Annotated in this window: 19 protein-coding genes; 9 read left to right on the top strand and 10 right to left on the bottom strand. The window is 43.7% G+C overall.

The window, feature by feature from the left end; translation table 11 throughout:
• The first annotated feature begins 101 nt into the window (after nt 1–101).
• A complete protein-coding gene (ppx, locus tag ICN36_RS07950) occupies nt 102–1,664 on the top strand; it encodes an exopolyphosphatase (RefSeq protein WP_216227866.1) in 1,563 nt (520 codons plus the stop codon).
• An 81-nt stretch (nt 1,665–1,745) separates the two neighbouring features.
• Here ppx and ICN36_RS07955 read toward each other — a convergent pair whose 3' ends face one another.
• The 4 genes from ICN36_RS07955 to ICN36_RS07970 are packed head-to-tail and all read right to left on the bottom strand — an operon-like array spanning nt 1,746 to nt 4,932.
• Nucleotides 1,746–2,669, bottom strand: a complete 924-nt coding sequence (locus ICN36_RS07955; RefSeq protein ID WP_216862070.1) for a GNAT family N-acetyltransferase — start codon at nt 2,667–2,669, stop codon at nt 1,746–1,748.
• A gap of 8 nt (nt 2,670–2,677) precedes the next feature.
• Nucleotides 2,678–3,088 carry a diacylglycerol kinase gene (locus tag ICN36_RS07960; protein WP_255531279.1) on the bottom strand — a complete coding sequence of 137 codons (411 nt, stop codon included), beginning with the start codon at nt 3,086–3,088 and terminating at the stop codon, nt 2,678–2,680.
• A 9-nt stretch (nt 3,089–3,097) separates the two neighbouring features.
• Entirely contained in the window at nt 3,098–4,126 is a 1,029-nt protein-coding gene (locus tag ICN36_RS07965) for a glycosyltransferase family 1 protein (protein WP_216227867.1), read from the bottom strand.
• Nucleotides 4,123–4,932, bottom strand: coding sequence for a UDP-2,3-diacylglucosamine diphosphatase (locus tag ICN36_RS07970; protein ID WP_370623461.1), 810 nt, complete (start codon nt 4,930–4,932; stop codon nt 4,123–4,125). The genes ICN36_RS07965 and ICN36_RS07970 overlap by 4 nt, the downstream gene beginning before the upstream one ends.
• Nucleotides 4,933–5,037: 105 nt before the next feature.
• Here ICN36_RS07970 and ICN36_RS07975 point away from each other — a divergent pair, with 105 nt between their 5' ends.
• Complete coding sequence (locus tag ICN36_RS07975) at nt 5,038–5,832, top strand: 1-acyl-sn-glycerol-3-phosphate acyltransferase (RefSeq protein WP_216227868.1); 795 nt, start codon at nt 5,038–5,040, stop codon at nt 5,830–5,832.
• A 51-nt stretch (nt 5,833–5,883) separates the two neighbouring features.
• Nucleotides 5,884–6,789, top strand: a complete 906-nt coding sequence (ppk2, locus tag ICN36_RS07980) for a polyphosphate kinase 2 (protein ID WP_216227869.1) — start codon at nt 5,884–5,886, stop codon at nt 6,787–6,789.
• A gap of 4 nt (nt 6,790–6,793) precedes the next feature.
• On the opposite strand, the gene ppk2 (ICN36_RS07985) is transcribed toward ppk2 (ICN36_RS07980), so the two are convergent.
• Together ppk2 (ICN36_RS07985) and ICN36_RS07990 are read right to left on the bottom strand one after the other, a co-directional pair.
• Entirely contained in the window at nt 6,794–7,567 is a 774-nt protein-coding gene (gene ppk2, locus ICN36_RS07985) for a polyphosphate kinase 2 (protein ID WP_216227870.1), read from the bottom strand.
• A complete protein-coding gene (locus tag ICN36_RS07990; protein ID WP_216227871.1) occupies nt 7,567–7,842 on the bottom strand; it encodes a serine/threonine protein kinase in 276 nt (91 codons plus the stop codon). Before ICN36_RS07990 ends, ppk2 (ICN36_RS07985) begins: the two co-directional genes overlap by 1 nt.
• 162 nt (nt 7,843–8,004) lie before the next feature.
• Here ICN36_RS07990 and ICN36_RS07995 point away from each other — a divergent pair, with 162 nt between their 5' ends.
• Genes ICN36_RS07995 through arsB form a run of 3 tightly spaced genes read left to right on the top strand, consistent with a single transcriptional unit; the run spans nt 8,005 to nt 9,859 of the window.
• Nucleotides 8,005–8,334 carry a helix-turn-helix transcriptional regulator gene (locus ICN36_RS07995; RefSeq protein WP_216227872.1) on the top strand — a complete coding sequence of 110 codons (330 nt, stop codon included), beginning with the start codon at nt 8,005–8,007 and terminating at the stop codon, nt 8,332–8,334.
• Nucleotides 8,331–8,807 (top strand): arsenate reductase ArsC, encoded by a 477-nt coding sequence (locus ICN36_RS08000; protein ID WP_216227873.1) that lies wholly within the window; start codon nt 8,331–8,333, stop codon nt 8,805–8,807. The genes ICN36_RS07995 and ICN36_RS08000 overlap by 4 nt, the downstream gene beginning before the upstream one ends.
• Nucleotides 8,807–9,859 (top strand): ACR3 family arsenite efflux transporter, encoded by a 1,053-nt coding sequence (gene arsB / locus ICN36_RS08005; protein WP_216228275.1) that lies wholly within the window; start codon nt 8,807–8,809, stop codon nt 9,857–9,859. Before ICN36_RS08000 ends, arsB begins: the two co-directional genes overlap by 1 nt.
• Before the next feature lie 66 nt (nt 9,860–9,925).
• On the opposite strand, the gene ICN36_RS08010 is transcribed toward arsB, so the two are convergent.
• Entirely contained in the window at nt 9,926–10,669 is a 744-nt protein-coding gene (locus ICN36_RS08010; RefSeq protein WP_216227874.1) for a hypothetical protein, read from the bottom strand.
• 416 nt (nt 10,670–11,085) lie between these two features.
• Here ICN36_RS08010 and ICN36_RS08015 point away from each other — a divergent pair, with 416 nt between their 5' ends.
• Nucleotides 11,086–11,349, top strand: coding sequence for a hypothetical protein (locus tag ICN36_RS08015; protein ID WP_216227875.1), 264 nt, complete (start codon nt 11,086–11,088; stop codon nt 11,347–11,349).
• 36 nt (nt 11,350–11,385) lie between these two features.
• Here ICN36_RS08015 and ICN36_RS08020 read toward each other — a convergent pair whose 3' ends face one another.
• Nucleotides 11,386–12,264 carry a hypothetical protein gene (locus tag ICN36_RS08020; RefSeq protein ID WP_216227876.1) on the bottom strand — a complete coding sequence of 293 codons (879 nt, stop codon included), beginning with the start codon at nt 12,262–12,264 and terminating at the stop codon, nt 11,386–11,388.
• Between the two features lie 217 nt (nt 12,265–12,481).
• On the opposite strand from ICN36_RS08020, the gene ICN36_RS08025 reads away from it, so the two are divergent.
• Entirely contained in the window at nt 12,482–12,697 is a 216-nt protein-coding gene (locus ICN36_RS08025) for a YdcH family protein (protein WP_216228276.1), read from the top strand.
• Between the two features lie 38 nt (nt 12,698–12,735).
• Here the strand turns inward: ICN36_RS08025 and ICN36_RS08030 are convergent, their stop codons facing one another.
• A complete protein-coding gene (locus tag ICN36_RS08030; protein WP_216228277.1) occupies nt 12,736–13,074 on the bottom strand; it encodes a zinc ribbon domain-containing protein YjdM in 339 nt (112 codons plus the stop codon).
• 65 nt (nt 13,075–13,139) lie between these two features.
• Between ICN36_RS08030 and ICN36_RS12140 the strand changes: the two genes are divergently transcribed.
• On the top strand, nt 13,140–14,939 hold the full coding sequence (locus tag ICN36_RS12140) for an AsmA family protein (protein ID WP_216227877.1): 1,800 nt from the start codon (nt 13,140–13,142) through the stop codon (nt 14,937–14,939).
• Nucleotides 14,940–14,981: 42 nt separating this feature from the next.
• On the opposite strand, the gene ICN36_RS08040 is transcribed toward ICN36_RS12140, so the two are convergent.
• Entirely contained in the window at nt 14,982–15,329 is a 348-nt protein-coding gene (locus ICN36_RS08040) for a phage holin family protein (RefSeq protein ID WP_216227878.1), read from the bottom strand.
• Nucleotides 15,330–15,356 lie beyond the last annotated feature (27 nt).

The raw sequence follows: 15,356 nt of genomic DNA on the forward strand, positions 1-15,356 counted from the left end.
CAACCCCAGCCATAAAGGCTTGCTGGCCTTTTCATCAATGTGTCATTGTTTTTACATAAAATAGACACAATCGATACAGCATTCCATTTTTGGGGAATATTTTGGCCAGCAATCCCGTAGATCCTTTAGTGAATTCCGCAGACCTTGTCGCTGCGGTTGATTTGGGATCGAATAGTTTTCGCATGCTAGTGGCTCAAGCGGTAAATACGCCGTCAGGTACTCAATTACGCCCAATCGATACCCTACGTGAGACAGTGCGTTTGGCTGCAGGCCTTACTGAAAATAAATTGCTTGGTAATGATGCATATCAGCGTGGATTAATTGCTATCAGGCGTTTTGGTGAGCGTATCCGTGGATTTGATCCTTCTCATGTGCGAGCGGTTGCGACAAACACTTTACGGGTTGCTAAAAATTCCCAACAATTTGTTCAGGATGCTCAAGAGGCCTTAGGCTTTCCAATCGAAGTGATTGCCGGCGTAGAAGAAGCTCGACTTATTTATATTGGGGCGGCCCATGAAGTCCAGGCCATCCAGGGTAACAGGCTGGTTATAGATATCGGTGGCGGTTCAACAGAATTCATTATTGGCAAAGGTTATGAGCCAAAACTAATGGAGAGTCTTTATATTGGCTGCGTCTCCCACAGCATGCGTTTTTTCCCCAAAGGAAATATTGATGCACATGCCTTTAAGGAAGCCGAGCTAGCTGCACGCCGTGAAATACAGGTTATTTCAGGGGCTTATTTAAGGAGCGGCTGGAAGCAGGTGATTGGCTCCTCTGGAACAGCCAGGGCTTTAGCTGATTTGATTGCAAATAACAACTTCAATGGACTCGGCGATGGTTTAACGATGGGCCGCGTCAATGGTGCAAGTGGCCTCATTACTCGTGAAGGCTTGAAGAATCTCAAAAAACATCTCCTGAAATATGAGCATGTAAATCAGGTTGAATTAGAAGGCCTAAAAGACGACAGAAGAGCGGTATGGCCAGGTGGTCTAGCAATTATGTTGGCTGCATTCGATGAATTGGGTATCGAAGAAATGGAAGTAACGGATGCCGCACTACGTAGCGGTGTTTTATACGACTTGCTTGGCCGCTCACAACATCATGACATGCGTTACGTCACTGTTGAGCAATTTATGCAGCGATATGCAGTCGATCGAGAGCAAGCGAATAGAGTGGGTAAATTGGCTGCTGATTTTTTGCAGCAGTTACCTAAGCCTGAGGCAGAAAGCAGGGCAGATAACGTAGCGCTGTTGCAGTGGGCAGCTAACCTCCATGAAATTGGCTTATCTATCTCGCATAACGGATATCACAAACATTCGGCGTACATAGCAGGCAATGCCGACATGCCAGGATTTTCTAAAAATGATCAAGCAAGGCTTGCAGCCCTATTAATTGGGCATACCGGCAAGCTTGGTAAGCTAGCCCACAATCATAGTTTTGAAGACTGGCGCATGCTCTTTTGCTTGCGATTAGCGCAGGTGCTCTGTCGTGGTCGAAATGATGCCAACTTTCCTAAGGTCAAGGTTTCTGAAAATGGCGGCTCTTATCTGGTAAGCCTTTCTAAAGAGTGGGTAGCAGAACATCCTCTGACGGAATTTAGTCTTGTAAAAGAGGCGGCAGAGTGGGAAAGGATTGGCTACTCCTATCAACTAAGCTTTAAGTAAGTTTTCAAGTAAGTCTTAAAGTAAGTACAAAAAAGCCACCTTAATTTGAAGTGGCTTTTTCTTTTAATGAATGCTCCCAGATTACAGGCCCAAGAAATGTTTTGCATATCGTGGGTTGATTTCTGAGAGACGTAGCATGGTTAATAAGTCAGCCGTATTGAAATCTGGATCCCACGCTGGAGCGCTACATATTTTTGCTCCAAGTTTGAGATAACCCTTGATCAATGGCGGAGGTTGCACATCTAAACCGCCATTTAATCTGTCTAGGGGCAGCGGTAGACGCGGAAAAGCATGAAACTCTGTTGGCGCCATTTGATCGTTGCCTAGCGAGTTATAAAGACTCGCTGCAAAGTGGCCACCATCAGCCATGGGGATGCTAGCGCAACCCAACATGATTTCATAACCATTCTTTTGCATATACTGGGCCAAGCCACTCCAAAGGGCCATGATGACTGCGCCTGAGCGATAGTCTTGGTGAACACAGGATCTACCTAGCTCAACTAATTTAGGGCGAAGGTGGTCAATGCGGGAGAGGTCAAACTCAGAATCAGAGTAAAGACGACCAATTTCCAATGCTTTATGTGGAGGCAGTACGCGATAAGTGCCGACTACTTTGAGGCTATCTTGATCACGAATCAATAAATGATCGCAATACGAGTCAAATTCATCAACATCTAAGCCTTCGGCATTTTTAGGGAGGTTAGCACCCATTTCTTCAGCAAATACCTTAAAGCGTAATCTTTGTGCCTCTTTGACTTCACCAGGAGAGCTCGCCCAAATAATTTGGAAAGCAGGTTTTTTTGGCTTATCAATCTGAATAACTGGACTTGGATCCGCTTCCCTTAGTTCAGCTCTTGTTTTAGTAACAAATGTTTTCCCAAATAGTTTTTTACCTAACTTTTTAGAGAGTTTTTTAAATGCGCTTGGCTTCTTTCTTTTGAATGCCTTGACTTTCTTAGGGGCGAAAATCTCAAATGAGCCGATTGGGTTAGGGATATCAGACATAGTTAGCCTTAATTGACATTAAATATTAGGGGGACGCATACTGCTGCCCAGAGGAGGGCGGCCACAAGCAGAGCAAGCATGACGGCGGCACTGCCAAAATCTTTTGCCCGCTTAGAAAGATCATGGTGTTCGAATGAAATGCGATCGATTGCTGCTTCTACGCTTGAGTTGAGTAACTCAATAACAAGAACCATGACTAATGAAGAAATCAGCAATGCTTTTTCTAGTAATGAAATCGGCAACAAGCAGGCAACGGGTGTTAGCAGTGCAAATAAAGTGAGCTCTTGTCTAAAGGCACTTTCTTCCATAAATGCATATACCAAGCCGCACCAAGAGTTTTTGGCTGCATGCCATGCTCTGGCAAGACCACGATTGCCCTTATGGGGATTTTGGTCGATATGGTATGGAGCGTTCAACATGAACTTTCTTTAGGCTAGCGCAGTGATGTGAACTTCTGGGGTTGGTACTGGCTTGAGGTGATTGGCAAATTGCTCAGAAGCAGCACGCCAAGAGAACTTCTCGGCATGTGCGCGAGCAATCTCACGAGGAATCTTCAGCGCCTGCATACACGCAATGCGTAAGTCTTCGTTCATTGCACCCGAATTGGAGTTGCCTAAAACATCAATAGGGCCTGTAACGGGATAGGCCGCTACTGGTGTGCCGCAAGCCATTGCTTCAAGCAAAACCAGACCAAATGTATCGGTCTTGCTAGGAAATACAAATACATCAGCTGCTGCATACACTTTTGCCAATTCATGTTGCTGCAATACTCCCAGATAGTTCACTTCTGGGTATTTTTCTTTGATTCCAGCCATGGCTGGACCGTCTCCTACCACCCACTTTGAACCTGGTAAGTCAATTTCTAAAAATGCGTTGATATTTTTTTCAACAGCAACCCGGCCAACATATAAAAAGATAGGATGGGCAGTATTCAAGGCTTTTGAATCTTGCATCTTAAAAATATCGAGATCAACACCCCTTGACCACAATACGACATTCTTGAGGCCATATTTTTCTAAATCATCTTTAACAACAATTGTTGGTGCCATTACTGCCATTGATGGGTCATGGAACCAGCGAATAAATGCATAAGTAATTGCCAAAGGAATACCAGTACGTGCTTTGACATATTCTGGGAAGCGGGTGTGATAAGCGGTGGAAAAAGGTAAACGATTTTTCACTGCATAGGCACGAGCCGATAAGCCTAGTGGGCCCTCCGTTGCGATATGCATTGCATCGGGTGCAAATTCTTTAATGCGGCGAGCTACTTCTTTACCTGGGAAGAGCGATAGGGCGATATCAGGATAGGTAGGGCAAGGAATGGATTTAAAGCCTGTTGGGGTAATCATTTCTACTTCATGACCCATGGCAGTTAATTCAGCACGAGTTTGCTTGAGGGTTCGGACAACGCCATTCACCTGGGGATCCCATGCGTCAGTGATGATCATAATTTTCATAGCATAGCCTCTTTAATAAGTGATTCGATAGCAGGTTGAAGGGTAATTTGAGGGGTCTCTACTAGCTCACCCTTGATATGTGTCCAATAAATCAGTTTGAGTTCACCAGTATGTGTTTCAACAAGGGCGGAGAGGCTTTCAACCCAGTCACCATCATTGCAATACAGCAGACCGTCGATCTCACGTATTTCTGCTTTGTGAATGTGTCCACAAACAACGCCATCACAACCCCTTAAGCGGGCCTCTCTGGCCATAATGTGTTCAAAGTCTGCAATATAGCTAACTGCGTTCTTTACTTGGTGCTTAAGATATTGAGATAGTGACCAATACTGCAGCCCCATCTTGGCGCGAATCATATTGAAGTAACGGTTTACGTAAAGAATGAACGAATACAGGTTGTCACCAACGTAAGCAAGCCACTTGGCGTACTGCATCACGCCATCAAACTGATCACCATGTGTCACCCATAGTTTTCTGCCGTCTACGGTTGTATGAATGACTTCCTCAACTACTTTGACATCTCCAAAAGAGAGTCCAAAGAACTGTCTGGCGCTTTCATCATGATTTCCGGGGACATAGATGACTTCGCTACCTTTACGTGCTTTACGTAAAAGCTTTTGCACTACATCATTATGTGACTGAGGCCAATAAAAAGATTTTTTCAGTCTCCAGCCATCAATAATGTCGCCTACGAGATAATACTTTTCAGCTTCGTTGTGTTTTAGAAAATCGAGAAGGTAGTCTGCCTGACACCCTGATGTTCCTAGGTGTACGTCTGAAATCCAGATGGCTTTGTAATGCATCATGAAACAGTATTAAGCCTACTGAGTATGAAACTGGCATGACAGTTCTAAGTCAGTTTTATGACGATGCAATTATTTTTATCAAATTGATTTATATTTCTACCTCATATGAGCCAGAATCAAACCATCAGACATTCCCCATTGAAAAGCTTGGCTACTTTATGGGCTTGGATTCTGGTATGGAGTCATGTAATTGGTGGATTGGTAACACTGTCTTTTCGATTCCCATTTGCCACTCAGGAAACTAAAAATAAGCTGATTCAAAATTGGTCAATAAGATTGCTGGATATTTTTGGAATTACCTTAAGGCTGCAGAATCAGGAGATACTTCCTTCGACTCCATATCTTTTGGCGTCAAACCATATTTCCTGGATGGACATCCATGCAATTAATGCGTTCAAACCTATTCGATTTGTAGCTAAATCCGATGTAGAGGGCTGGCCTGTATTTGGGTGGATGGCCAAACAATTAGGAACAGTATTTATTAAGCGTGATAGCGCACGTCATGGAAAGCATGTTGCGAGCGAAGTTGGTGATGTACTGAAAACTCAGTCTGTCTGCATATTTCCAGAGGGAACCTCAACGATAGGTGAGGGCGTTCTCCCGTTTAAACCGAATTTATTTGAATCAGCAGTCATTGTGCAGGTGCCGGTCTATTCATTAGCAATCGCCTATCAATCTAGGGAGAGCGGCGCTAGAAGTGAGGTGATAGCATTTGTTGGCGACATGGGGCTTCTGGGGTCAATGGCGAAGATCTTAAGGGATCGGAGTCTGGTAGTTGAGCTGAGCTTTATCCCGCCCTCAGGAGCAAGCCCGGAGGCGTCTAAAGATCGCAAGTGGCTGACTTTGCATAGTCAAGAGGCTATTTCTAACCACTTAAAGGGCAATCATCGCCCTATGTAATAAATGTGTCATCATTTCTAGCTATAAATCTAGCACTAGGAGTGGAAACCAATGACATCGAAGCATACGGAAATGGCTGAGTGGTACCGCCGTGCTCAAGAAGAGATTCTTGATAGCATGGACGAAGAGCTTGAGATGGAGCTCGATGATGACAGGCTTTCATCTGATGGTAGTGAAAGCTCCCAAATTCCACGCAATGTTTACTTTCGAGAGCTATTTAGACTCCAGGGTGAGTTGGTAAAGCTCCAAGACTGGGTGGTAGAGAATAAGTTAAAGGTTGCCGTTCTATTTGAGGGGCGAGACTCTGCAGGTAAGGGCGGAGCGATTAAGCGTATTACTCAGCGTCTCAATCCTCGTGTTTGTAAGGTGGTTGCATTGCCTGCGCCCAACGAGCGTGAGAAAACACAGTGGTATTTCCAAAGATATATTTCTCAGTTGCCGGCCGGCGGCGAGATCGTTTTATTCGATAGAAGCTGGTACAACCGTGCTGGCGTCGAGAAAGTCATGGGATTTTGTACTGATGATGAGTACGAAGAGTTCTTAAGAACAGTACCTGATCTTGAGCGCATGATGATCAGCTCTGGAATTATCCTGATTAAGTATTGGTTCTCAATCTCTGATGAGGAGCAATACAACCGCTTCATGATGCGTATTCATGATCCTTTAAAGCAGTGGAAGTTAAGCCCAATGGACTTAGAGGCAAGAAGACTTTGGGAGGCTTACACCAAGGCTAAGGAAACCATGCTGGAGCGCACGCATATTCCTGAGGCGCCATGGTGGGTAGTTGCTGCAAATGATAAGAAAAAGGCCCGCTTAAACTGCATTACGCATTTGTTAGATCAAATCCCCTATAAGGAGATTGATCACCCAGTGATTACTTTGCCAAAGCGCGTTCATAATCCAGATTACCTACGCGGACCGGTCCCTCCTGAGATGTATGTGCCTGAAGTGTTCTGAAGACTTATTTTTCGAGCTTAGGTAATTTGCCATCCCACTTAAAGACGATGTCTTTATCAACTTTCAGTAGGCTTTTGTCTTTACCTGGATAAGAAACTCTCGATAGAAGATCTTGAATCATATTGATGTGGGCTACTTTTTTATCGTTTGCCTTCACAACAATCCATGGCGCATCTTTTGAACTGGTTTTCTCTAGCATGTCATTTCTACACTTGCTATAGGCATTCCAATTTACTTGCGCTTGCTGATCAATCGGACTGATCTTCCATTGCTTCAAAGGATCCTTGGCTCTATCTGCAAGGCGGATAACCTGCTCTTTCTTGGAAATGTCCAAATAGTATTTGAGAATGGTCATACCTGAGCTAGTCAGGATAGATTCAAGTTCATTCACGGTTCCCATGAAGTTGGCATATTGATCTTTGCTGCAAAAGTTCATCACCACTTCAACGCCTGCACGGTTGTACCAGCTTCGATTGAACAGAACAAACTCACCCTTCTTAGGCAGCTCTGCAACATAGCGTTGAAAGTACCATTCCGCACATTCAGTATCAGAAGGCTTCCCTAGAGCAACCACACGAGTTTCTCTAGGGCTTAAGTGTTGAGTGATCACTTTAATAGTGCCATCTTTACCGGCCGTATCGCGCCCCTCAAGAATGACCAATATCTGTTCACCTTTACTGATCAGGCTATTTTGTAGCTTTACCAGTTCAATCTGCAACAGGCGAAGTTGGTCGTCGTAGCCAGATTGCTCTTGCTTATCTTTGCTTTTTTGGCCCATTAGCTTGCTTCGGTTGTGCTAAGAACATTTTTTGCAGGCGCTTTCTTGGCAGCAGCCTTTTTTGCAGGAGCCTTCTTAGCAGCAGCCTTTTTAGCTGGCACCTTCTTCGCAGGCGCTTTCTTTGCAGCAGATTTTTTGGCCGGAGTTTTTTTGGTGGCCACTTTCTTGTCTAGCTTATCCAGCGCTTTTGCAAGTTTATCGATGAGCTTTTCTCTATCAGACTCTAGTTTGTCGAGCTTTTTTAATAGTTGTTTGACTAGCTTCTTTTGACTCATGATTTATTCCTAGATTGATTGATGGTTTCGTTGTATTGATGTTTCTCGAGTTAATCCTACGTTTTATTACCCTTATTTTCAAGCATTTATGACACATATATGTCATTTTTATGACATTGAGTGTCATTAAGGTGAAATATACATTTCTATATAATTAGAAATATGAAAAATACTGATGCAATTAAAGCATTTCTGGCCTTGGGTCAAGAAACCCGTTTGAATATCTTTCGCTTAGTGGTGCAGCGTGGTGATACGGGCTTAACGCCTGGAGAGATTATTGAAAAACTAGGGGTAGCTAATGCCACGCTGAGTTTTCATTTGAAGGAATTGGTGGGGGCTGATTTATTGTCAGTGGAGCGCCAGAGTCGTCACCTCATTTATCGACCCAATGCGAGCTTGGTTCAAGAGCTCAGCGGCTTCTTGCTAGAAAATTGCTGTGGTGGCAAAGCATGTGCACCGGTATCGATTATCAAAAAGGCGAAGACCAAATGAAGCAGTTCGATATTCTCTTTTTATGCACACATAATTCAGCTCGTTCCGTATTAGGCGAGGCCCTTGCTTCGACGCATGCCAGCGGCAAGTTTGTTGGATATTCAGCGGGATCGACCCCAGGAACTACTGTTAATCCATTTGCTCGTGAGTTAGCCATACAGATGGGCTATGAGGAATCTAAATTACGTTCCAAGTCCTGGGATGAATTTGGTTTACCAGATTCCCCTAAGATGGATTTCATTATTACGGTTTGTGACGATGCGGCTGGTGAAGTATGCCCATTCTGGCCCGGCAAGCCTGCGACAGCCCACTGGGGATTTCCTGACCCATCTCGAGTAGTGGGGTCGGATGACGATAAGCGGCGTGCATTTAAAGAAGTCATGATTGGCTTAAAAAAACGCATTGACATTCTGGCGGACATACTAGTTGACCAACTTAATTCACTCAGCCTTCAAGAAATTCACCACAAATGATGAGCACTGTTACCAGCAAACTTTCCTTTTTAGATCGATATCTCACTGTTTGGATATTTACTGCCATGGCAGTAGGTATTGGCTTGGGGTATTTTGTTCCTGGAGTGGAGGGGTTCATTAACTCCTTTCAATCGGGCACGACCAATATTCCAATTGCGATTGGGTTGATATTGATGATGTATCCACCATTTGCTAAGGTGAAGTACGAAGACCTGCCTGATGTATTTAGAGACAAACGTATATTTGGTTTGGCATTTCTGCTGAATTGGATTGTCGCGCCAACCTTAATGTTCTTCTTGGCCATCCTCTTTGTTCCCAATCAACCGGAATATATGGCTGGCTTAATATTGATTGGCATTGCACCCTGTATTGCAATGGTAATTGTTTGGAACGATATTGCTAAAGGCTCCACAGAGTATGCAGCTGGCTTAGTTGCCTTTAATGCGGTCTTCCAAGTGCTGTTCTTTAGTTTGTATGCCTATTTCTTCTTAACTGTTCTGCCGCCATATTTTGGCTTTGCAGGCTCTGTCGTCAATATCACTATTGGTGAGATTGCTAAAACGGTTGCCATTTATCTAGGAGTCCCGTGTGTTGCAGGATTCTTGACCCGCTTTGTCATGCTCAAGTTTGTTTCCAGGGAGTGGTACCAAAATGCTTTTGTTCCCAGAATTAGCAAACTCACATTAATAGCCTTGCTCTTTACGATCGTGGTGATGTTTAGTTTGAAGGGTAAGTTAATTCTGCAGTTGCCAATGGATGTAGTCACTATTGCCATTCCATTGCTCATCTTCTTTGTGGTGATGTTCTTACTGACGTTCTTCATCACTATCAAAATGGGGATTGAATACAAGCGCTGCTGTACTTTATCGTTTACAGCATCTAGCAACAACTTCGAGCTGGCTATTGCAGTAGCCATCGCTGTATTTGGTATTAACTCAGGAGCGGCATTTGCCGCAGTGATTGGCCCGTTAGTTGAGGTACCCATCATGGTTGGTCTAGTATCCGTTGCGCTGTGGATTAAAGAAAAACTTTTTCTATCTTCTAGGGGCTAAGACTTGCTTTGATGATGTCAATCCTATGCTGCAAGCTTCTTTTACGGGTTCAATTCAAAACATGACTTAAAAGCTAATAGCAGCAATCAGTTTTACAACCCAGTTATCACTATTGAGATTTGTACCTTTACCCACTCCAAAGTTAATATTGGACTTATCAATCTTGGTATCGATCACAAGATAAGCGGTATTAAAACGCTGTGATATTGGAAAGTAGTTGGTGGTGTTGCTCATCTCGCTATAGTATTCACCACCCACTGAGGTCTGAGAGGTAAGGGCATAAGCTATCTTGCCAGATGGCGCAAACGCTACACCACCGCTTTTATTTAAGCCAAAATCTACCGATGGATTAATGGTGAAGCGCCACTTCTGAATTTGTAATGCCAGAATGGGAGTCATCTCGTAATACGTTTGATAGTCGCCACCTATATCTTTGAGATAAATAATTTCATTTTTTATGCCGTAATGCCAGTAGCTATCTTCATTATGGGTTGGTATATACATGTGACTTACTTTGCCACCATTTACATAGGTGACATCGTTATACCTACTAAAGAATCCATTTACAGAAATTTCATTTCCTTGTGCAATGCCATAGGCATATTCCAGTCTGGTTTGAAATACATTTGACTTGATGCCTTGAGCTGCACTTGGCTGATATAAATTAGTTTCGACCTCAAGTCCAGACTCATGTAATTCGGCAATTAGCTCATCATGTACTTTGATTTCAAATGGAGCTGCTTGTGAGCCTTCAAAAGCGAGACACAGCAGAAGGGGGATTGCTTTGAAGGTAATTGAATGAAGTTGCACTGGATTTTCGCTACTGAATGCACTGAAGGAGGAGGCCTCAGTGTATCTGCTTACCCATATAAAAAAGCGGATTTTATGGTCGGGGAAGGCGTTATTTCAAGGGTGAAATATATTTGATAAATATCAGGGTAAACCCTTGACTTTTGAGATATTAAAGAATATAGTGGTAACTCGCTGAGGGTTCACCCGCAGCATTAAAGAGCGTAAGGACGTAAAGTTTTACCGCAGATGTGGAGACTGTTAGTACGTTCTTTAAAAGAAATCTATCGCAGATGTGGGGTTAACCAAGTTGACCAGTCGTTTCAAACGAATTACTACTGCAAAAAATCAAAAATATCAGAAATAAACAATAACAGCAGGGTCTCTGCTCGTCTTCACTCCGGGTGCTTTAAGATTAAAGAAACCATGGAGATTGAATGAAAGCCTTAAATAAATTGATGTTGCTGGGATTTGGCTTTGGCTTGTTTGCTTGCTCAACACCGCAAAGTGATTTTGGCGTCTATCAACAATCTGACGGGACGATTGGGGTGCATGCACCTAAGACCGCTAAGGAAAGCGAGGCTCAGGATGCGGCTCTTGCAGAGTGCAAGAGACAGGGCAAAAGAACTGTGACAATTCTAGAAAGCAGAAAAATGGTCAATGACCGTTTTCCCTTAACTTACATCTATCTTTGCAGATAGTGGCGGGTAGTTATTCCGCCATCTACTAGTGATGGATTAGCTTAGCAACCACTTCTTGATGGACTTATTCACACACATTGCATCTAAAGCCAGACCAAAGAACTCGGAACCATTGGTGACCATGCTTTCGATAGCTTCCACTTTGCCAGACTTAATGCCGCGCAAATAGGTTGCAGCACGATAGCGCAAGAAATGCTCAGTCACACCTTCTTCATTCTCAGTTGGGCAGATTTCTAGGCTACCGTAGCGAGTTTCTGGGTTGATATTGAGGACGGCAAGACTTAAGGCCCCAACCAATTTCTCGGGTACTGGAATCGGTACATAGGAGTAGAGGGAGATCATCATTTCTTCTTCATCTACTTCAATGATGTGATCAATATCCAACACATCTTTTTCAGTTAACTCAGTCTCACCAGAATCGCCACCGCCAAAAGTGGATTCAAACTGCAACATCGCAGTATTGCTTCCCTTGGAGATTTCGATCATGTCAGGGTAGCCAAGCAAGCCTTTCCACCAGTACATGAGTGAGAAGGTGCATGGTTTTACCTCAACCAAACCCTTGCTAGTGGATTTTGCAAAATACAGACCGTAAAACTCATCATCTTGCTCAAGACCGTATTGGTCTACCTTTGGAGTTTTAGATGAGGCTGATTGAACAGTCTTCTTGGCAACTTTCTTAGCTGCTGGCTTTTTGGCCGCAGGTTTTTTTGCCGGTGTTTTCTTAACAGCTACTTTTTTAGTGGCTGGCTTCTTTGCAGCCACTTTCTTGGCTACTGGTTTTTTCACTACCGTTTTGACTATCTTTTTGCTTACCACTTTCTTAGCGGCAACTTTTTTGACAGCTTTTTTAGCAGGGGCTTTTTTTACCACCTTGGTAGCTACTTTCTTTTTTGCTGGAGACTTCTTTGTAGCCATGGTCTATTACCCTTCTTTTGGTAGTTATTGTGCTTAATGCACTTACTGATATTACTGCAAAATTCTGTAGGAATTCGCCTTTCCTATATGGGGTTTTTCCTGCGGATTACAAGGGGAGAGTTGAAATAAATGGATGAAGGAAGTTATTGTTCTTGAAATGCAGGATTGCTACACTAAATGTACGCAGTTTTGTACAACCCAAATATCAAGAGGTGCTATGTTTCCCGAATATCGCGAACTCATTACCAAGTTGAAATCATCAGATCGTCATTTCTCGCATTTGTTTGATAAACACAATAATTTAGACCAGAAGATTCAGAGAATGGAGTCGCATAGCGAGCCAAGCACCCCTGAAGAAATTGAGATCTTAAAAAAAGAAAAGCTACTTCTCAAGGATCAAATTTATGCCGTCTTAAAAAGGGCGGCCTCTTAAGCTCAGGCGGGTGAAGAAAGCCTAGATACCAAATGGCTCTAGGCTTTTTTCAGAAAGCAGGCTTTAAGCAACATATTGCCGGCTTCTGTTTTGCAATCGACCTCATGGTCGCCAGACACGAGGCGAATGCCTTTGATCTTGGTGCCGACCTTAAGAGTTGTGGAAGAGCCTTTTACCTTGAGGTCTTTAATGAGGGTAACGGTATCGCCATCCGCCAGAAGATTGCCGTTAGCATCTTTAACGACTAAACCAGCATCTGCCTCTTCGGCAACACCCGCGATTGGCCATTCATGGCCGCACTGCGCACAAACGTAATTTTCCCCATCGGGGTAGGTCATATCCACCTGGCAGACAGGACATTTCGGTAGATTCTCTATGCTCATGGACCTATTTTAGTCCATGGGTAGTGACCAATTGCCTTTACACGATCTAGAATGGATGTGTGAACAAAACTCTTAAAATTCTCCTCCTTGCTTTTACAGTGTGCGTAGCCATACTAGGCCTGGCTGCCATCTATGCATCGTCCTTTGTGAATCCCGCCCAAGTAACGAAGCTCTTAAGCTCTTCAGTCAAGGAAGCAACTGGACGAGAGTTAAAAATTACTGGACCAATAAGCCTGAGTATTTTTCCGTCCATTAGCGTAAAAGCAGAGCAGTTAGCTTTGAGCAATGCATCCTGGGCAAGTAATCCCGATATGTTGACCTTTAAGCAAGTCGAGTTGGATATTAGGTTATGGCCCTTACTCAAAGGCAGTGTTGAGATCAGCAAAATTGGTGTGTTGGGACTAGAGGCTAATTTACAGACCAACAAAGCTGGGGAGGGTAATTGGAATTTAACTGCACCAGTTTTGGCTACCAATAATTTAGCATCTCAAACAACAACAGATAGCTCCTCCAGCAGTCCGCTTGTTTCGTTCCAGACTTTAGATATTGTTGATGCACGTATTAATTACCAAGATGACAATCAAGCCGCTAAGTCATTAAAGATTCCAAAATTAAACCTTGATGCGAAAGATGGAAAATCTACGATTCTGATGGATCTTCAATATCCCAACTACACCCTGAATCTCAAAGGTAAAACAGGATCGTTACGAACCGCTTATTTTGCTTGGGATCAATCCCCCGTAAAAACGGATCTTGATTTTCTTCTGACTCTGAACGGAAAGTCGCTTACGATTACAGGGGAGATTGATAAAAAGCCACATGTATTGCCGCAATTTACTATCAATCTCAACTCCAAATCATTTGATCTAGCTCCTTTAGCTGGATCGGCTGCGATTGCTGGCTCGGCTGGAAAATCGCACTCCACCGCCTCACATAAGTCTCAAGGTAAGTATTTTTTCTCAGATGAGGCGCTGCCTTTCGATCTATTGCCTTTAGCTGATGGATCGATCAATATCAACATTGCTGAACTAGGGGTACCGGATCAGGCCCCATTCACCAACTTTAAGACGACTCTGCAATTTAAGAAAAATGCGATTGATGCAAATGATGTCAGTTTTAATGTTGGCAAAGGAAGTGCCCAAGCACAAATTTCTATTTCGCAGTTTGATGGCCCATCACCAAAATTTGCCATCAAGGGTTTGGCTAAAGACTTTACTCTGGAACAAATTATTGCCACTTCTGATTCTAGCGCTCGAGTTTCTGGTGGTGATGCGAAGGTGGCTTGGAACTTACAGGGGAGCGGAGTAAATCCACATCAAATGGCTAGTCGAGCTAATGGGGCTATTCAGGTCTCAGTAGGTCCAAGCAAATTAGATTCCAAGTTCATCAATAAGGGCGGGGACTTTGTTATTACTGTAATAGATGCAATCAATCCGATGTACAAGAAATCGAATCAAACTGTATTGAATTGCGCTGTTGCTTATTTGCCGGTTAGCAGCGGGGTAGTCAATATTCAGAATTCGGTTGGTATCGAGACCGATCGACTCGATATCACCTTAGCGGGCTCCATCAATCTCGCTAACGAAGCTCTCAATATCAGCATTAACCCAAGAGAAAAATCAGGCCTGACAACAGGCTTGGATCTTGCTGGGCTGGTGAAAATTGAAGGTACCTTACAAAACCCTCAGACTGGGGTTAATAAGGCGGGGGTAGTGAATAGCGCCGTCTCGATTGGGCTAGGCTTTTTAACTGGCGGAATTAGTATTGCTGCAGAGAATGCCAAATCAATAGCGACCAAGTCACAGCCATGTAAAACTGCGCTGCATCCTTGGTCGGATATCTATCCGGCGAGCAAGTAAGTCTAACTAAGCTTAACTAAGCCAAACTCGCAAATCTGTCCCTTAAAAAACTAAGCCGCTGACAAAGAGGCTGAACAATGAAATAAAGATGCTGGCAAAGAATGCGGTCCAGAAGCTAGAGATCGTAAAGCCGCTCACCACTGCAGAAACCAGCATCAATACCATCGCATTAACCACGAGCAAGAAGAGGCCCATGGTCACTACTGTGAGTGGTAGCGTCAACAATACTAGCAATGGTTTGACGATTGCATTGGCAAAGCCCAAAAGCAATGCAGCAATGATGAGTGAGCCGCCATCCGCAAAGCGCAGGCCGCTAAAGATGTAACTAGCAACCCAAAGGGATAAAGAAGTTAAGCCCCACTGGACTAGAAATAGCGTTAAGTTGCTCATGGGTGGTTCCTTTGCTTATGTTGTAAG

Origin of the sequence: Polynucleobacter sp. UK-Gri1-W3 (assembly GCF_018881595.1) — a bacterium.
Classification (GTDB): domain Bacteria; phylum Pseudomonadota; class Gammaproteobacteria; order Burkholderiales; family Burkholderiaceae; genus Polynucleobacter.